At 75.2% G+C, this 17,374-nt stretch carries 14 protein-coding genes; 6 read left to right on the forward strand and 8 right to left on the reverse strand.

Translation table 11 applies throughout. The annotated features are described in order from the left end of the window. Nucleotides 1-266: 266 nt before the first annotated feature. From P9841_RS14940 to P9841_RS14955, 4 genes are all read right to left on the reverse strand, one after another. Nucleotides 267-2,102, reverse strand: a complete 1,836-nt coding sequence (locus tag P9841_RS14940; RefSeq protein WP_283321971.1) for a gamma-glutamyltransferase family protein — start codon at nucleotides 2,100-2,102, stop codon at nucleotides 267-269. A gap of 367 nt (nucleotides 2,103-2,469) precedes the next feature. Beyond that, nucleotides 2,470-2,988: a hypothetical protein gene (locus P9841_RS14945; RefSeq protein WP_283319429.1), complete on the reverse strand. Its 519-nt coding sequence runs from the start codon at nucleotides 2,986-2,988 to the stop codon at nucleotides 2,470-2,472. Nucleotides 2,989-3,067: 79 nt separating this feature from the next. Beyond that, nucleotides 3,068-4,588 (reverse strand): amino acid permease, encoded by a 1,521-nt coding sequence (locus P9841_RS14950; RefSeq protein WP_283319430.1) that lies wholly within the window; start codon nucleotides 4,586-4,588, stop codon nucleotides 3,068-3,070. 104 nt (nucleotides 4,589-4,692) lie between these two features. Next, on the reverse strand, nucleotides 4,693-5,157 hold the full coding sequence (locus tag P9841_RS14955; protein WP_283319431.1) for a tRNA (cytidine(34)-2'-O)-methyltransferase: 465 nt from the start codon (nucleotides 5,155-5,157) through the stop codon (nucleotides 4,693-4,695). Nucleotides 5,158-5,234: 77 nt separating this feature from the next. On the opposite strand from P9841_RS14955, the gene mgrA reads away from it, so the two are divergent. The 3 genes from mgrA to P9841_RS14970 are packed head-to-tail and all read left to right on the forward strand — an operon-like array spanning nucleotide 5,235 to nucleotide 7,703. After that, the gene (gene mgrA, locus P9841_RS14960) at nucleotides 5,235-6,275 is read left to right on the forward strand and encodes an L-glyceraldehyde 3-phosphate reductase (protein WP_283319432.1); all 1,041 of its coding nucleotides are present in this window, start codon (nucleotides 5,235-5,237) and stop codon (nucleotides 6,273-6,275) included. Beyond that, nucleotides 6,272-7,168: an alpha/beta fold hydrolase gene (locus P9841_RS14965; protein WP_283319433.1), complete on the forward strand. Its 897-nt coding sequence runs from the start codon at nucleotides 6,272-6,274 to the stop codon at nucleotides 7,166-7,168. The genes mgrA and P9841_RS14965 overlap by 4 nt, the downstream gene beginning before the upstream one ends. A gap of 58 nt (nucleotides 7,169-7,226) precedes the next feature. Then, a complete protein-coding gene (locus P9841_RS14970) occupies nucleotides 7,227-7,703 on the forward strand; it encodes an acetyltransferase (RefSeq protein ID WP_283319434.1) in 477 nt (158 codons plus the stop codon). A gap of 110 nt (nucleotides 7,704-7,813) precedes the next feature. Here P9841_RS14970 and recQ read toward each other — a convergent pair whose 3' ends face one another. Beyond that, entirely contained in the window at nucleotides 7,814-9,952 is a 2,139-nt protein-coding gene (gene recQ / locus P9841_RS14975; RefSeq protein WP_502847789.1) for a DNA helicase RecQ, read from the reverse strand. Nucleotides 9,953-10,014: 62 nt separating this feature from the next. Here recQ and P9841_RS14980 point away from each other — a divergent pair, with 62 nt between their 5' ends. From P9841_RS14980 to P9841_RS14990, 3 genes are all read left to right on the forward strand, one after another. Then, nucleotides 10,015-10,800, forward strand: coding sequence for an IclR family transcriptional regulator (locus P9841_RS14980; RefSeq protein ID WP_283319435.1), 786 nt, complete (start codon nucleotides 10,015-10,017; stop codon nucleotides 10,798-10,800). A 263-nt stretch (nucleotides 10,801-11,063) separates the two neighbouring features. Next, on the forward strand, nucleotides 11,064-11,699 hold the full coding sequence (eda, locus tag P9841_RS14985) for a bifunctional 4-hydroxy-2-oxoglutarate aldolase/2-dehydro-3-deoxy-phosphogluconate aldolase (RefSeq protein WP_283319436.1): 636 nt from the start codon (nucleotides 11,064-11,066) through the stop codon (nucleotides 11,697-11,699). Nucleotides 11,700-11,798: 99 nt separating this feature from the next. Continuing rightward, nucleotides 11,799-12,899 (forward strand): sugar kinase, encoded by a 1,101-nt coding sequence (locus P9841_RS14990; protein ID WP_283319437.1) that lies wholly within the window; start codon nucleotides 11,799-11,801, stop codon nucleotides 12,897-12,899. A gap of 76 nt (nucleotides 12,900-12,975) precedes the next feature. On the opposite strand, the gene glpK is transcribed toward P9841_RS14990, so the two are convergent. The 3 genes from glpK to P9841_RS15005 form a co-directional block, all read right to left on the reverse strand. Continuing rightward, nucleotides 12,976-14,496 carry a glycerol kinase GlpK gene (gene glpK, locus P9841_RS14995; RefSeq protein WP_283319438.1) on the reverse strand — a complete coding sequence of 507 codons (1,521 nt, stop codon included), beginning with the start codon at nucleotides 14,494-14,496 and terminating at the stop codon, nucleotides 12,976-12,978. Nucleotides 14,497-14,678: 182 nt separating this feature from the next. Continuing rightward, nucleotides 14,679-15,425 carry an MIP/aquaporin family protein gene (locus P9841_RS15000; protein ID WP_459349123.1) on the reverse strand — a complete coding sequence of 249 codons (747 nt, stop codon included), beginning with the start codon at nucleotides 15,423-15,425 and terminating at the stop codon, nucleotides 14,679-14,681. A 100-nt stretch (nucleotides 15,426-15,525) separates the two neighbouring features. Beyond that, nucleotides 15,526-17,343 carry a glycerol-3-phosphate dehydrogenase/oxidase gene (locus P9841_RS15005; RefSeq protein ID WP_283319439.1) on the reverse strand — a complete coding sequence of 606 codons (1,818 nt, stop codon included), beginning with the start codon at nucleotides 17,341-17,343 and terminating at the stop codon, nucleotides 15,526-15,528. Nucleotides 17,344-17,374 lie beyond the last annotated feature (31 nt).

Raw genomic sequence — 17,374 nt, forward strand, 5'->3', positions numbered from 1 at the left:
GGTCCGCGGGCACCTCCGATGGCGCGCGGGCACCTCCCTCGCCGTTGGGAGCCTCCGACGGCGTTCGGAGCGCGCCTCGGAGGCTCCGACGGTGCTTGGAGGGGTCCGCGTGCTGTCGTGGTGGTCCGCGGGCACCTCCGATGGCGCGCGGACACCTCCCTCGCCGTTGGGAGGCTCCGACGGCGCTCGGAGCGCGCCTCGGAGGGGCCGACGGGGGAGGCGGGCGTGCGGCCCGGGCGGAGGTGGAGGCGGTGGGGGCGTCGCCGTCAGCGGCCGGCGGCGTACCCCTGCATCCCGCGCGGGTTCGCCGCCGCGTGCAGCAGCCCGTCCGGCCGCACGCCCGCGGCGCTGACCCGTCCCAGCGACCACGGTCCTGCGTCGTGCACGGCGTGGCCCCGGCGGGCGAGCGCCCCCAGCACGCCCGGGCCGAGCCGCGACTCCGCCTCGACCCCGCGCCGGACGCTCGTGCGGGGGTGGAACGACGAGGGCACGTGCGTGGAGTGCCACCCCGGGGCGTCGATCGCCGCCTGCAGGTCGAGCCCGCCCAGCAGGTGGTGCAGCAGGAACGGCAGCGTCCACTGGTCCTGCTGGTCGCCGCCGGGCGTCCCGAACGCGAACCCGCCGCCGTCCCGCAGCACCAGCCCGGGGCTCAGCGTCGTGCGCGGGCGGCGGCCGGGCGCGAGGGACGACGGCAGGCCCGGCTCGAGCCAGAACATCTGCGCCCGTGTCGGCAGCCCGAACCCCAGGCCCGGCACGACCGGGCTGCTCTGCAACCAGCCGCCGGACGGCGTCGCGGACACGAGGTTGCCCCAGCGGTCCACGACATCGACGTGGCACGTGTCGCCGCGCGTCACGCCCGCCGGGCTCACGTCCGGTGCGGGTCCGACGTCCAGCGCGGGGCCCACGGCAGCCCCGCCGCCCGGCCCGGGCCCGCGGGTCGGCTCCCCGGTGCCCGCCGCCGCGCCACCGGTCGCGTCCTCGTAGCGTCCCGGCCACACCCCGGCGGCGGGCGTGCCGAACACGCGGGCCAGCCGCGGTTCCCGGCCCTGCGGCGACCCCGGACGCAGGCCGTCCGCCGCGTCGGCGCCGACCAGCCGGGCACGCTCCGCCGCGTAGCGGGAGGACAGCAGCGCGTCGAGCGGCACGTCACCCTCCGCCGGATCGCCGAACCAGGCCTCCCGGTCCGCGAACGCGAGCGTCGTGACCTCCAGGGCCGTGTGCACCAGGTCGGCGGAACCGAGGTCGGCGTCCTCGACGCCGAGCGCCTCGAGCATCCGCAGCTGCTGCAGCAGCACCGGGCCCTGGCCCCACGCGGCCGTCTTGTGCACCTCGACGCCCGCGAACGGCACGGCGACCGTCGGCTCCTCCGTGGCCCGCCAGCCCGCGAGGTCGTCAGCCGTCAGCAGCCCGGCGTGCGCCTCGCCGGACGAGTCCAGCACGGGCTCCCGCACGAACGCCGCCACCGCCTCGGCCACGAACCCCTCGTAGAACGCCCGCCGCGCCGCCTCGATCTGCGCGAGCCGGTCCGCGCCGGCGGCCTCCGCCTCCGCGAGCACCCGCGTGTACGTCGCGGCGAGGTCCGGGTTGCGGAACCGGGCCCCCGGCTCCGGCGGGCGCCCGCCCGGCAGGTACACCGCCGCGGACGTCGGCCAGTGCTCCGCGAACAGCCGCTCCACGGTCCCGATGGTCCGGACGGCCGCGGGCACCAGCGGGTAGCCGTCGCGGGCGTACCCGATCGCCGGGCCGAGCACGTCAGCCAGCGGCAGCGTCCCGTAGCGCGCCAGCAGGTCGAGCCACGCGCCGAACGCCCCCGGGACCACGGCGGCCAGGTGCCCCGTGCCCGGCACGACGTCGAGCCCCAGGTCCGTGTACGCCCCGGTCGTCGCGGCCGCCGGGGCCGTGCCCTGCCCGCACACCACGAACGTGTGCCCGTCCGACGCCCGGTGCCCGATGATCGGCGCGTCGCCGCCGGGGCCGTTCAGGTGCGGCTCGACCACCTGCAGCGTGAAGCCCGCCGCCGCGGCCGCGTCGAACGCGTTGCCCCCGGCCTCCAGCACCGCCATCCCGACCGCGCTGGCCAGCCAGTGCGTCGAGGCCACCATGCCGTGCGTGCCGACGAGCTCCGGGCGGGTGGTGAACACGGGCGGCTCCTCGGCGATCGGTCGTACGCCCCGCCACCGTACGCCGCCCGATCCCACCTCGAGTCCGTCGGAGGCTCCGAACGGCGAGGGAGGTGCCCACGTGCCGTCGGAGGAGTCCGGGGACCACCACGACGGCGCGCGGACCTCTCCGTGACCCGTCGGAGCCTCCGACGGGGCACGGAGGTGCGGACGGGCATCGGAGACCTGCACGCGCCGTCGGAGGTGTCCGGGGACCACCACGACGGCGCGCGGACCTCTCCGAGCACTGGCGGAGGCTCCGACGGGAGCGTGGACGTGCGGAGCGTGGGCCCGCGGACCCGGGCGCGGGTCAGCCGCCGAGGACCGTGGCGGACCAGGCGCCGGTGCGGTCCGCGACGCCCGGGGTCATCCGGACGCCGACGGCGTCGGGCACCGCCAGAGGCGCGGAGGTCTCGTCCGGGCCGCACGGGACGTCGGGGAACTCCACGCTGCGCTCCGAGCTCGCGCCGTCCTCGTCCGTCATGACGTGGACCGTGAAGTCGAGCGTGCCGTCGCCCAGGCACGCGAGGTGCACCCGCTCGACGCGCACCGGCTGGACGAAGCTCACCGTGACGCCGGCGTCGGCCGGCTGCTCAGCCGGGTCCTGGGGGCTGATGCCGCCGGATCCCGCGCCCAGGACGGCGTCCGGGTCGACGTCGGCCGGCGGGCCGTCGTGCGACGCCAGCCACGCCGAGACCTCCTCCTGGGTCGCGCCGGGCACGGGATCGTCGGTGCACGCGGTCAGGACGAGGCAGGCAGCGGCACCGGCCACGGCTGCGCAGACCCGGATCGGGCCGGAGGTGCGGGCGGGGGCGGTGCTGAGCGGCATCCACCGACCGTAGCGGCCGGGGACCGTCCGGCGGGGCCGTTCCGGAGGTCCGGTCGACCGCCGCGGGCACCGGGCCGGGTCAGTGCCCTGCGGAGGGTGCCGGCACGTCGCCGGTCTCCGGGGCCTCGCCGCGCCCGACGCGGGAGTGGCGGTACGAGTACGCCGCGTACACCACCATGCCGAGCGCCAGCCAGGCGGCGAACCGCAGCCACGTCAGCGTCGTCAGGTTCGTCATGAGCCAGAGGCACGCCACGCCGGAGACGATCGGCAGCACCGGCGACCACGGCACCCGGAACCCGCGCTGCAGGTCCGGGCGGGTGCGCCGCAGGATCGGGATGCCGAAGCTCACCAGCACGAACGCCGAGAGCGTGCCGATGTTGATCATCTCCTCCAGCAGCTCCACGCGGGACAGCCCGGCGATGGCGGCGACCACGATGCCGGTGCCGATCTGCAGCCGGACGGGCGTGCGGTAGCGGGGCGACGTCCGGGAGATGCCGCGGGGGAGCAGGCCGTCTCGGCTCATCGCGAAGACGATCCGGGTGAGGCCGAGCAGCAGCACCATGATCACCGAGGTCAGCCCGACGAGGATCCCGATGGAGATGACCTTGCCCGCCCAGTCGGCGCCGACCAGCACGAAGGCGGTCGTCAGCGAGGGGGAGTCGGAGGCGGCGAGGTCGGTGTACGGGACCATGCCGGTGACGACGATCGTGACCAGCACGTACAGCACGGTGACGATCGCGAGGCCGCCGAGCACGCCGCGCGGGACGGCTCGCTGCGGGTTCTTCGTCTCCTCGGCGGTGGTCGCGACGACGTCGAACCCGATGAACGCGAAGAACACGAGCGCGGCACCGGACAGGATGCCGACGACGCCGTACGTCGAGGGCTCGAGGCCGGACAGGAACGCGAACAGCGACTGGTGCAGGCCGGAGCTCGACTCGGCGGGCTGCGACGGCGGCACGAACGGCGTGTAGTTGTCGGCGCGCACATAGAAGAACCCGGCGACGATGACGAACAGCGTGATGCCGACCTTGATGATCGTGAACACGCTGTTGACCCGGGTGCTGAGCTTCGTCCCGACGGCGAGCAGCGTCGTGAACACGCCCACCACCAGCACCGGCCCCCACTCCAGGGACACCGGCCCGAGGTGCAGCGTCGTCGGCAGGTCCACGCCGAACAGCGCGAACGCGTCCGCCAGGTACACGCCCCAGAACTTCGCGATGACGGCCGCCGCGAGCAGCATCTCGAGGATGAGGTCCCAGCCGATGATCCACGCGACCAGCTCGCCGGCCGTCGCGTAGGAGAACGTGTAGGCGGACCCGGCCACCGGCAGCGTCGAGGCGAACTCGGCGTAGCACATGATCGCCATCGCGCAGACGACGGAGGCGATGAGGAACGAGACGATGACGCTCGGGCCGGCGTAGTTCGCGGCGGCGGTCGCGCCGACGGAGAAGATGCCCGCGCCGACGGCGACGGCCACGCCCAGGACGGCCAGGTCCCAGGCGGTGAGGTCGCGGCGGAGCGAGCGCTCCGGGTCGTCGACCCCGGCGAGCGAGTCCTCGACGGACTTGCGGCGCAGCACGCTGCGGTGGGTGGTGGACACCGGGGAGCTCCCTCGGTCGACGGCTCTGTGCCGCGCGAGCATGGCGGAGCCGACGCGCGGGCGCACGCGGAAGTCCGGCATGTGGGACCGGAGAGCGCGCGGTGTCAGAAACCGCCGGGGAACCCGAGCTGGCGCCACGCCTCGTACAGGGCGGTGGACGCCGCGTTGGTGAGGTTGAGCGAGCGGCGCCCGGGCAGCATCGGGATCCGCAGCCGGTCGGTGACGGCCGGGTGCTCGAGGGCCTCGGGCGGCAGCCCGGTCGGCTCCGGGCCGAACAGCAGGGCGTCTCCGTCCCGGAACGCCACGTCGGTGTACCGGGTGGTGGTGTGCGTGGTGAAGGCGAAGACGCGGCCCGGGGCGACGGCCGCCAGCGCCGCGTCGAGGTCCGGGTGCACCACCACGTGCGCGAGGTCGTGGTAGTCGAGCCCGGCCCGCTTCAGCCGCGGCTCGTCCATCACGAAGCCCAGCGGCTCCACCAGGTGGAGGGTCGCGCCCGTGGCGGCGGCGAGCCGGATGGCGTTGCCGGTGTTGCCGGGGATGCGGGGCTCGAAGAACACGACGTGCAGCACCGGCCGATCCTCTCACCGGCGGGCGCTAGCGTGGCGTGCGGGTCCGCGGACCCGCACGCCACCACGAGAGGACGCCGATGCCCACCCTGCCGCCGTACCGTGCCGCCGACAACCGGTACGAGAGCATCCCGTACCGGCGGACCGGCCGCAGCGGGCTCGACCTGCCCGCGCTGTCCCTCGGCCTGTGGCACAACTTCGGGGACGTCAACCCGCTCGAGACGCAGCGAGCGGTGCTGCGGCGTGCGTTCGACCTCGGCATCACGCACTTCGACCTCGCGAACAACTACGGGCCGCCGTACGGCTCCGCCGAGGCCAACTTCGGCCGGCACCTCGCGCAGGACCTGCGGCCGTACCGCGACGAGCTGGTCATCTCGTCGAAGGCCGGCTACGACATGTGGCCCGGGCCGTACGGCGACGGGGGCTCGCGCAAGTACCTGCTGGCGTCGCTCGACCAGTCGCTGCAGCGCACGGGGCTGGACTACGTCGACATCTTCTACTCCCACCGCCCGGACCCGTCCGTGCCGCTGGAGGAGACGATGGGCGCGCTGCACACCGCTGTGACCAGCGGGCGGGCGCTGTACGCCGGGATCTCCAACTACTCGCCGTCGCGCACCCGCGAGGCCGCGCGGATCCTCGCGGACCTGGGGACGCCGCTGCTCATCCACCAGCCGAGCTACTCGATGTTCAACCGGCACGTCGAGCGGGTCGCCGAGGGCGAGACCGAGACCCTGCTCGACGTGGTCGGGGACCTCGGTGTCGGCATGATCGTGTTCTCCCCGCTGCAGCAGGGGCTGCTCACCGGCCGCTACCTGTCCGGCGAGGTGCCCGCCGGGTCACGCGCCGCGACCAGCCGGTTCCTGTCCGCGGACTCGATCTCCGGCACCTACCTCGAGCGGGCCCGGGCGCTCGACGAGATCGCCCGCGGGCGGGGCCAGTCGCTCGCGCAGCTCGCCCTCACGTGGGTGCTGCGGGACCCGCGCGTCACGTCCGCGCTGATCGGCGCGTCCTCGGTCGCCCAGCTCGAGGACAACGTGGCCGCGCTCACCGCGCCGCCGCTCACCGACGAGGAGATCGCCGCGATCGAGCCGCACGCCGTGGACGGGACGGCTCGCCGGTGACCGCCGGTGCCGGCCGGGTGCCGGTGGTGCTGCTGCACGGGCTCACCGACTCCTCCGCCTGCTGGCCGACGGTCCGGCACCGGTACGACCGGGACGGCCGCGTGGTCGTCGCGCTGGACGCGCGCGGGCACGGCGGCGTGCCGCTGCCCGACGAGCCGTTCACGATCGCGGCGCTCGCGCAGGACGCGGCCCGGGCGCTGCGCGCGCTCGGCACCGGCCCTGCGCTCGTCGTCGGGCACTCGATGGGCGGTGTCACCGCGGAGGAGCTCGCGCTGACCGCGCCCGAGCTCGTCGCCGCGCTCGTCCTCGAGGACCCGGCGTGGCACGACGGCTGGGTCATCGGGGCTGTCGACGACGCGGACGTGGTGGGGCTCGCCGGCGACGGCGCGGGCACGGCCGGCGCGTCGGGGGCCGCGGGCACGGCCGGCGCGCGCGGGACCGCCGCCGACGGGTCGCGCGGCAAGCCGGCGTGGCTCGGCGCGTCGATCGCGGCGCTCGCGGGCCGCACGGTGGAGCAGGTCGCCGCGCGCGGTCGGATCGAGAACCCCACGTGGTCGCCGGAGGAGGTCCGCGGCTGGGCGGAGGCCAAGACGGGCCTCGACCCCCGCCTCGCGGACGTCCCGCACGACTGGGCCGCGCGCGAGTGGGTGGAGGCGCTCGCGGATGTGCGCGTGCCGGTCACGCTGCTCACGGCGGAGCCCGGCCGGGGCGTCGTCAGCCCGCGTCAGGCGGAGCGCGCCGCCGAGCTGCTCGGACGCGCGCCCGAGGGCCTGCTCACGCACGTGCCGGTCCCCGGTGCCGGTCACAGCATCCGCCGGGAGGCCCCGGAGGCCTACCTCGCGGCGCTCGACGCCGCCGTGGCGGCGGCGGACGCCCGGGCGGCGCGGGGCTGAGCGCTCCCCGGCCCGGCGGCCGCGGTCGCCGGGCCGACCGCGGGGGATCATGGTGCCCGTGACCCCCCGCGCCGACCCGCCCGTCCCCGCCGTGACCGTCCGGCCCTCGAGCGGGGCGGCGGAGCACCCGCAGCTCGTGGCGATCTGGCGCGCGGCGGTCGACGCGACGCACGACTTCCTGTCCGCCGCCGACCGCGACGAGATCGAGGCCGCGCTGCCGACCGCGTACCTGCCGGCCGTCGTCCTGGCGGTCGCGGAGCTCGGCGGCCGGCCCGTGGGATTCGCCGGCGTGCGCGACGGCAGGCTGGAGATGCTGTTCGTCGCTCCGGAGGCCCACGGCCTCGGGATCGGGTCGGCGCTGCTCGCCCACGCGGTCCGCGAGCACGGCGTGACCGAGGTGGACGTCAACGAGCAGAACGTCGGCGCCGCGGCCTTCTACGCCCGGCGCGGGTTCGAGGTGGTCGGCCGCAGCGCGACCGACGAGGCGGGCCGGCCCTGCCCCCTGCTGCGCCTGCGGCGACGCGGAGCCCGCTGACCCGCGAGGGGCTGCCCGGGTCGGGGGTGCCCCGACCGTGGCGCGGCCGCGTCCCGGGCCCCGCGGCCCGTGGTCGGCGTGCGGGACGCCCGGCCCGCCGACGCGGACGCCTAGTCCGCTGGGGCCGCGCCGCCCAGCGGCAGCACCTCGCCGTCGTCCGCGGGCGTCGCCTCGCCGTCCGCGGGCTCGCGGGCCGGCGCGTCCTCGCCCCGCAGCGTCGCGAGCACGCCGGGCCCGTACCGCTCGAGCTTCGCGGCCCCGACGCCCGAGATGCCGCCGAGCGCGGTGAGGTCGTCCGGCGCGACGACGGCGATCTCGCGCAGCGTCGCGTCGTGGAACACCACGTACGCGGGGACGCCCTGCTCCTTCGCGGCGGCGGCGCGCCACGCCCGGAGCCGCTCGAACACGGCGGCCGGGCCGGCGCCGAGCTCCGCCACGGGGGCGGCGGGTGCGCGACGGCTGCCGCCGGACCGTGCGGAGCGGCCGGCGGGCCGGGCGTCGTGGCGCAGGGGGACGGTGCGGTCGCCGCGCAGCACGGCGGCGCTCTCCTCCGTGAGGCGCAGGGTGCCGTACCCGTCGGCGTCCACCCCGAGCAGCCCCTGCGCGAGCAGCTGCCGCACCACGCCCCGCCACTGCGCGTCGCTCAGGTCCGTCCCGACGCCGAACGTGGACAGCGCGGTGTGCCCGAGCTGCTCGACCCGCGGCGTGCGCTTGCCGAGCAGGATGTCGACCAGGTGGCCCGCGCCGTAGTGCTGGTTGCGCTCGCGCTCCAGGCGGACGACGGTCGACAGCAGCTTCTGCGCGGGGACGGTGCCGTCCCAGGTCTGCGGCGGCGCGAGGCACGTGTCGCAGTTCCCGCACGGCTCGGTCTCCTGGCCGAAGTAGGCGAGGAGCTGCACCCGCCGGCACGTCACCGTCTCGCACAGCGCCAGCATCGCGTCGAGGTGCGCCGACAGGCGGCGCCGGTGCTGGGCGTCGCCCTCGGAGGTGTCGATCATGCGCCTCTGCTGCACGACGTCCTGCAGGCCGTACGCGAGCCACGCGGTGGACGGGAGGCCGTCGCGGCCGGCGCGGCCGGTCTCCTGGTAGTAGCCCTCGACGGACTTCGGGAGGTCCAGGTGCGCCACGAACCGCACGTCCGGCTTGTCGATGCCCATCCCGAACGCGATGGTCGCCACCATCACGAGGCCGTCCTCGCGGAGGAACCGCGCCTGGTTGCGCGCCCGGACCTGGCGGTCGAGACCCGCGTGGTACGGCAGGGCCGTGACCCCCTGGGCGCTGAGCATCTCCGCGGTCTGCTCCACGGACGACCGCGACAGGCAGTACACGATCCCGGAGTCGCCGGCGTGCTCGGCCCGGATCAGGTCGAGCAGCTGCTGGCGCGGGCTGGCCTTGGGGACGATCCGGTACTGGATGTTGGGCCGGTCGAACGACGCGACGAACTGCCGTGCGCCCGTCAGGTCGAGCCGCTCGGCGATCTCCGTCCGGGTGGCGGCCGTCGCCGTCGCGGTGAGCGCCACCCGCGGGACGGCCGGCCAGCGCTCGTGCAGCACGGACAGCCCGAGGTAGTCGGGCCGGAAGTCGTGGCCCCACTGGGACACGCAGTGCGCCTCGTCGATGGCGAAGAGGCTGATCGCGCACCGGTCCAGCAGCGCGAGCGTCTCGGGGACGCGCAGCCGCTCGGGGGCGAGGTAGAGCAGGTCGAGCTCCCCGTCGAGCATCGCCCGCTCGACCGCGCGGCGCTGCGCCGGGTCCTGCGTGGAGTTGAGGAACCCCGCGCGCACGCCGACGGCGGACAGCGCGTCCACCTGGTCCTGCATGAGGGCGATGAGCGGGGAGACGACGACGCCCGTGCCGGACCGCACCAGCGCGGGGACCTGGTAGCACAGCGACTTGCCGCCGCCGGTGGGCATGAGCACGAGCGCGTCGCCGCCGGCCACGACCGTGTCGATGATCTCCGCCTGCTCGCCGCGGAACGCGTCGTAGCCCCAGACCTGCTGCAGCACCTCGAGGGGCGTCCGGCCGGTGGTGCTGTCGTGCGCCGGGTGCGGCACCTCGTGCGGCTCGCCGGGGACGCCGAGACGGTCCTCGGGCGCCGCGGCCCGCGCCTCCGGCCGCACGTGCTCGCCCTCCCCGGCGCGCCGGTCACGCCCGACGGGCGGCTCGTACGGAGGCTCCTCGGCCGGGTCGTGCGGCGGCTCGTCGGGGAGCGGCCACTCGTCGTCCCATGCCTGCGTCACGCCGTCCACCCTAGCCGCGGGCTCCGACGCGACCGGCGTCGTCCACAGGCCCGTCGCCGTAGGGTGGGCGCGTGCGGGAGGAGACGGCCGGCGCGGGAAGCGCGCCGCTGGAGAGCGTCGACCGGGCCCTGCGCACCCTGGACGCCGTCGCCGCCGCGGGCCCCGGGGGCTCGACCCTCGCCGACCTCTCCACGGCCCTGGGGGTGCACAAGACGACGGTGCACCGCTCGCTCGCCGCGCTCCGCCACCGGGACTACGTCGCGCAGGACCCCGCCAGCGGGCGGTACGCGCTCGGGCCGGCCGCGGTCCGGCTCGCCGACCGGTACTTCGCCGAGGACGACCTGCCCGCGCGCCTGCACGGCGCGCTGGTCGCCCTGTGCGCCGCGACCGAGGAACTCGTGCACCTGGGCGTGCTGAGCGGTGTGCAGGTGGTCTACCTCGACAAGGTCGAGCCGGAGCGCGCGGTGCGGGTGTGGTCCGCCGTCGGCCGCCGCAACTGGGCGGTCACGACGGCGCTCGGGCGGGCGATGCTCGCGTTCCGGGACACGTCGCGGGCCACGCTCGACGGCTACGTCCGGGCGGTCGAGCCCGCCGGCCGCGTGGACGTCGGCCACGTCGCGGAGGAGCTGGACCGGGCCCGGGAGCGCGGCTACGCCGTCGAGCTGCAGGAGAACGAGCCCGGCATCGCGTGCCTCGCCGTGCCGCTCCTGCGCGGGACCCGGCCGGCGGCCGCGCTCAGCATCACCGCGCCCGCCGAGCGCATGACCCCGCAGCGGATGACGGAGCTCCACGCGAGCATCCGCGAGGTCGTCCCCCCGCTGCTGCCGGCCGGCCTGGCGCTCCCCGCCCCGCACTGACCCCGCCCGGCCCGCTCGCCCCCTGACCCCGCCTGGCCCGCGCGTCCCCTGATCCCGCCCGGTCCGCGCGCTCCCGGCCTCCGCGCGCCCTGCCCGCGCGCCCGTGCCCGACGAGATCGCCGCTGGCGATGCTCCGGCCCCCGCGTCGCCGCAGGCCCCCCTCGCGGCCCCCACGCACCTGGCGTTGTCCGGGCGCGCGTCACGTGGCATCCTCATGTTCCATGGAGCGCAACCAGCGTTGCGCACAGCGAAACGAGGCCCGTGTGAACGACATCCTGTCCCAGCTCGCCGCGCACCGGATCGTGCCGGTCGTCGTGCTCGACGACGCGCGCGACGCGATCCCGCTCGCCGACGCGCTCGTCGGCGGTGGCCTGCCCGTCGCCGAGGTCACGTTCCGCACCGCCGCGGCCGCCGACGCGATCCGGGCGATGGCCGACCGGGGCGACGTGCTGGTCGGCGCGGGGACGGTCGTGACGGTGGCCCAGGTCGACCAGGCCGTCGCGGCCGGCGCGCGCTACCTCGTGTCGCCGGGGACGTCCCGGGCCGTCGTCGAGCGGGCGCAGGAGCACGGCGTCCCGGTGCTGCCGGGCGCCGTCACCGCGTCCGAGGTGCAGGCCGCGCTCGCGCTCGGGCTGGACACCGTGAAGTTCTTCCCGGCAGGGACGTCGGGGGGCAGCGCGGCGATCGCCGCCCTGGCGGCACCGTTCGGCGGCGTCCGGTTCGTGCCGACCGGCGGCGTGGGTCCCGGGAACCTGGACGAGTACCTCGCGCTGCCCTGCGTCGCGGCGGTGGGCGGCTCCTGGATGGTGCCCCGCGACCGCGTGCGGGGCGGCGACCTCGACGGCGTCCGGTCCCTCGTCGCGGACGCCGTCGCGCTCGCCACCCGGCTCCGCCCCTGAGGCGCCGGCGGCTCGCCGCGCGGCCCGGCCGACGCCCCGGAGCCCTCGCCCCTCGTACCCCGACCCCCCGCACGCCCGTTCGCCCCGGAGGACCCGACCATGACCCTGCAGATCCGCCCCGCCGCCGACGTCCGCTACGACGCCGTCTCGCTCGGCGAGGTGATGCTGCGCCTCGACCCCGGTGAGGGCCGCATCCGCACGGCCCGGCAGTTCCGCGTGTGGGAGGGCGGCGGGGAGTACAACGTCACCCGCGGCCTGCGCCGCGCGTTCGGCCTGCGCGGCGCGGTCGTGACGGCGCTGGCCGACAACGAGGTCGGGCGCCTGGTGGAGGACTGCATCCTCCAGGGCGGTGTCGACACGTCGTTCATCCGGTGGGTGCCGTACGACGGCATCGGCCGCGACGTGCGCAACGGCCTGAACTTCACCGAGCGGGGCTTCGGCGTCCGCGGCGCGGTGGGGGTGAGCGACCGCGGCCGCACCGCCGCGAGCCTGCTCGCCCCGGGCGACGTCGACTGGGACCACCTGTTCGGCGAGCTCGGCGTCCGCTGGCTGCACACCGGCGGCATCTACGCGGCCCTGTCCGGGACCGCGGCCGAGACCGTGCTGGCGGCGGTGACGGCCGCCAAGCGGCACGGGACGGTCGTCTCGTACGACCTCAACTACCGGCCGAGCCTGTGGCGGGCGGTCGGCGGGCAGGCCCGCGCCCAGGAGGTGAACCGGGAGATCGCCCGGCACGTCGACGTGATGATCGGCAACGAGGAGGACTTCACCGCGGCGCTCGGGTTCGAGGTCGAGGGCGTCGACGAGAACATCTCCGCGATCGAGGTCGGCTCGTTCGCGGCGATGATCGAGCGGGTGGCCGCCGAGTTCGGCAACTTCCAGGTCATCGCGACCACGCTGCGCACGGTCCGCACGGCGACGGTCAACGACTGGGGCGCGCTCGCGTGGTCGCCGGAGTCGGGCCTGGTGGAGGCCACGCACCGGCCGGGCCTGGAGATCCTCGACCGGGTGGGCGGCGGCGACTCGTTCGCGTCGGGGCTGATCTACGGCCTGCTGGCGGGCGAGTCGCTGCAGACCGCCGTCGAGTACGGCGCGGCGCACGGCGCGCTGGCCATGACGACCCCCGGCGACACGACGATGGCGTCGAAGGCGGAGGTGCTCAAGCTGGCCGCCGGCGGCGGGGCGCGCGTCGACCGCTGACGCCGCGGCGCGCACGGACCGGCCCCGCCTCCCGCTCGCGCGGGGGACGGGGCCGGTCGTGACGTGCAGGGTGGCGTCAGCGCACGTCGTCGTCGACCCAGTCGAGGGTCTTCGTGACGGCCTTCTTCCACAGCCGGTACTGCCGGTCGCGCTCGTCGGCCTCGAGGTTCGGGGTCCAGCGGCGGTCCTCGGCCCAGTTGTCGATGACGTCCTGCTCGCCCTCCCAGAACCCGACGGCGATGCCCGCGGCGTACGCGGCGCCGAGCGCCGTGGTCTCCGCGACCTTCGGCCGCACGACGGGCACGTCGAGGATGTCCGCCTGGAACTGCATGAGCAGGTTGTTGGCGGTCATGCCGCCGTCCACCTTGAGCTCGGTGAGCGCGACGCCGGAGTCCGCGTTCATCGCGTCCAGCACCTCGCGGGTCTGGAACGCCGTGGCCTCGAGGGCCGCCCGCGCGATGTGGTTGCGGTTGACGTACCGCGTCAGGCCGACGAGGGCGCCGCGGGCGTCGGAGCGCCAGTACGGGGCGAACAGGCCGGAGAACGCGGGCACGAAGTACGCGCCGCCGTTGTCCTCGACCTTGCTGGCCAGGTACTCGATGTCCGGGGCGTCGGTGAACATGCCGAGGTTGTCGCGCAGCCACTGCACGAGCGAGCCGGTCACCGCGATCGAGCCCTCGAGCGCGTAGACCTGCGGCTGGTCGCCGATCTTGTAGGCGACGGTGGTGAGCAGGCCGTTCTTGGACGGGACGGGCTCGGTGCCGGTGTTCAGCAGCATGAAGTTGCCGGTGCCGTACGTGTTCTTGGCGGTGCCGACCTCGAAGCACGCCTGGCCGAACGTCGCCGCCTGCTGGTCGCCGAGGATGCCGGCGATCGGCACGCCCGGCACGAGGCCGCCCTGGCGCCCGTGGCCGTACACCTCGGAGGAGGACCGGATCTCCGGGAGCATGGACAGCGGCACGCCCATCTCGGCCGCGATCTCCTCGTTCCAGGTGAGCGAGTCGACGTTCATGAGCATGGTGCGCGAGGCGTTGGTGACGTCGGTGACGTGGACGCCGCCGTCGACGCCGCCCGTCATGTTCCACAGCACCCACGCGTCGGTGTTGCCGAACGCGAGCTCGCCGCGCTCCGCCTTCTCGCGCGCGCCCTCGACGTTGTCGAGGATCCAGCGGATCTTCGGGCCGGAGAAGTACGTCGCCAGCGGCAGGCCGACGCGGTCCTTGTAGCGGTCGGCGCCGCCGCCCAGGGCCGCCAGGTCGTCGCAGATCTTCTGGGTGCGGGTGTCCTGCCAGACGATCGCGTTGTACACCGGCTGGCCGGTCGTCCGGTCCCAGACCACCGCGGTCTCGCGCTGGTTGGTGATGCCGATCGCGGCGACGTCGGAGTAGGTCTTGTTGGCCCGCGACAGCGCCAGGCCGACGACCTCACGGGTGTTGGTCCAGATCTCGTTCGGGTCGTGCTCCACCCAGCCGGCGCGCGGGAAGATCTGCTGGTGCTCGGTCTGGCCGACGGACACGATCTGCCCGCTGTGGTTGAAGAGGATCGCCCGGGTCGAGGTGGTGCCCTGGTCGATCGCCATGACGAACTGCTCGGACATCTGACTTCCTTCGCGTCGAGTGAGCCCGCCCCGCGGGCGGGTGCGGCGCCGCGGGGGCGACGTCGCCGGGTTCGGGTGGTGTGGTGCGGCGGGGGCCGCAGGTGGTCAGCGGTGCGGCGGGACCGGGTGCCCGCCCCGGCAGGGGCGTGGGACGGGCACCCGGACCCGCGGGGTGCGGACGGTCAGAACACCCAGCCGACGGCCAGCGCGAGCAGACCGCCGAGGATGCCGCCGACCGCGGGGCCGAGCACCGGCACCCAGGAGTAGCCCCAGTCGGAGCTGCCCTTGCCCTTGATGGGCAGCAGCGCGTGGGCGATGCGCGGGCCGAGGTCACGTGCCGGGTTGATGGCGTACCCGGTGGGGCCACCGAGGCTGGCACCGATGGCCAGCACGACGAGGGCGACACCGAGCGGGCCGATCTGCGCGGGCGTGTTGCCGGAGATGACGACCCAGAAGACCAGCACGAACGTGCCCACGACCTCGGTGAGGAAGTTCCAGCCGTAGGAGCGCAGCTCGGGGCCGGTGGAGAACACCGCGAGCTTGATGGCCGGGTCGGCGTCCTGGTCGAAGTGCTTCTTGTAGGTCAGGTACGCCAGGGTGGAGCCGACCGCGGCTCCGGCGAACTGCGCCGCGATGTACAGGAAGCCGTTGGCGGCGTTGACGTCGATGCCCGGCGCGAACTCGTCCTTGCCCGCGGCCCAGATGCCCAGGGTCACGGCCGGGTTGAGGTGCGCGCCGGACTTGAACGCCACGTAGACCGCGGTGAAGACCGCGAGGCCCCACCCGAAGTTGATCAGCAGCCAGCCGCCGCCGTTCCCCTTCGTCTTCGGCAGGATCACGTTGGCGACCACGCCTGCACCCAGGAGGAGCAGGGTCGCGGTGCCGAGGAACTCGGAGAGGATGGCTTCTCCGATCGAGATGGACTCCACAGTCGACCTCTTTCATTGACGGACGTCGTTGTCTCGTAGGGCTCCGGCGGACCGGAGTGCGGCCGGGGGACCGCAGGGGTGGTGCCCCCGTGCTACCCGATCATGTCCCTGCCGGGGGGTTGGCGGCAGGGGTCTCGGTGGGCGAACCGGGCTTGTGACCGGCTCCGACGGGGGCGCTGTCGAGCGGGACCAGCGGCGCGAGGTCCTCGGCGGCGTCCCGGGCAGCCTGCGCGGCGGCGTCGTCGGGCTGCTGCGCGGCGGCGTGCTCGGCCTCGGCGCGGGCGCGGTAGGCGGCGATCTCGCGCTCGCGGGTCGCGGCGTCCCAGCCCAGGCGGGGCGCGATGATGTCGGCGATCTCGTCGAGCGCGCCGACGCCCTTGTCCGCCTGCTCGTAGTTGAGCCGGGTGCGGTGCATCAGCACGTCGTCCAGGTGCAGGGCGCCCTCGTGGCTCACCGCGTACGCGACCTCCGCGCCGATGTACGCCGGGGCGTGCTCCAGCGGCCGGCCGAGGGCGGGCTCGGCGTCGACGAGCTCGAGCAGCTCCCCGAGCAGCGAGCCGTAGCGGTGCAGCAGGTGGTCCATGCGGCCGCGGTCCCAGCCGTAGCGGTTGCCGATCTCGCGCGACTGGCGCTGCAGCACCTGCAGGCCCTCGGCGCCGACCAGGGGCACCTTGTGCGTGATCGACGGCAGCGTGGTGGCGCGGGAGCCGATCGCGAAGTCGACGGCGTCCTTCGCCATGACGCGGTAGGTGGTGAGCTTGCCGCCGGCGATCACCGTGAGGCCGGGGGTCGGCGACGCCACGGTGTGCTCGCGCGAGACCTTGGCGGACGACGTGCCCTCCTTGGTGCCCGGCTGCAGCAGCGGCCGCAGGCCCGCCCAGGTGCCGATGACGTCCTCGCGGGTGATCGGGCGCGACAGCACGGTGTTGGCGTGCTCGATCACGTAGTCGATGTCGGTGCTCGTGGCGACGGGGTGCGTGAGCTCCTGCTCCCACGGGGTGTCGGTCGTGCCGATCACCCAGTAGCGGGACCACGGGATGATGAACAGCACCGACTTCTCGGTCTGCAGGATCAGGCCGGTGTTCCCGGCGATGCGGTCGCGGGGCACGACGATGTGGATGCCCTTGGACGCGAGCACCCGCAGGCCGCCCTCGGTGCCGGCGAGCGCCTCGGTCTGCTCGGTCCAGACGCCGGTCGCGTTGATGACGTGGCGGGCGCGGACCGTGAACGTCTGCCCCGACTCGAGGTCGACGAGCTCGGCGCCGGTGACGGCACCGCCGGAGGTCGTGGTGAGCCCGACGACCTGGGTCCGGGACGCGGCGTGCGCGCCGTAGGACACCGCGGTGCGGATGAGGGTGGAGACGAGGCGGGCGTCGTCGACGCTCGCGTCCCAGTAGCGCACGGCGCCGATCGCGGCGTCGTGGCGCAGGTCGGGGAACAGCCGCTCCATGCCCTTGCGGGTCAGGTGCCGGTGGATCGGCATGGCGCGGTGGCGGCCGTTGACGCTGGCGAGGGTGTCGTACAGGGCGACGCCGGCCCCGACGTACGCGCGCTCCCAGACGCGGTTCTCCAGCGGGTAGAGGAAGGACACCGGCTTGACCAGGTGCGGCGCGATGTCCTGGATGAGCAGGTCGCGCTCGGTGAGCGCCTCGCGCACCAGGTGGAAGTCGAGCATCTGCAGGTAGCGCAGACCGCCGTGCACGAGCTTGCTGGACCGGCTCGACGTGCCGGACGCCCAGTCCTGCGCGTCGATGACGGCGGTCGAGAGCCCGCGGGTCACGGCGTCGAGCGCGATGCCCGCGCCGGTGACGCCGCCGCCGATGACGAGGACGTCGAGCTCGGGCCCGCCCTCGGTGGTCGCTCGCAGGGTCGCCAGCGCGTCGTCACGCAGGCGGGGGGTCAGTGCTGCGGTCCTCATGTCCCACTCCATCGCGGTCTTGCTCCGGCCG

Origin of the sequence: Cellulomonas sp. ES6, from assembly GCF_030053835.1 — a bacterium.
In the GTDB taxonomy this organism is placed as follows: Bacteria; Actinomycetota; Actinomycetes; order Actinomycetales; family Cellulomonadaceae; genus Cellulomonas.

Bases quoted from the DNA above. Each gene is read 5' to 3' on its own strand.
- P9841_RS14940 (WP_283321971.1), bottom strand. From the start codon at position 2,102: ATGGTGGCCTCGACGCACTGGCTGGCCAGCGCGGTCGGGATGGCGGTG.
- P9841_RS14945 (WP_283319429.1), bottom strand. From the start codon at position 2,988: ATGCCGCTCAGCACCGCCCCCGCCCGCACCTCCGGCCCGATCCGGGTC.
- mgrA (WP_283319432.1), top strand. From the start codon at position 5,235: ATGCCCACCCTGCCGCCGTACCGTGCCGCCGACAACCGGTACGAGAGC.
- P9841_RS14990 (WP_283319437.1), top strand. From the start codon at position 11,799: ATGACCCTGCAGATCCGCCCCGCCGCCGACGTCCGCTACGACGCCGTC.
- glpK (WP_283319438.1), bottom strand. From the start codon at position 14,496: ATGTCCGAGCAGTTCGTCATGGCGATCGACCAGGGCACCACCTCGACC.
- P9841_RS15005 (WP_283319439.1), bottom strand. From the start codon at position 17,343: ATGAGGACCGCAGCACTGACCCCCCGCCTGCGTGACGACGCGCTGGCG.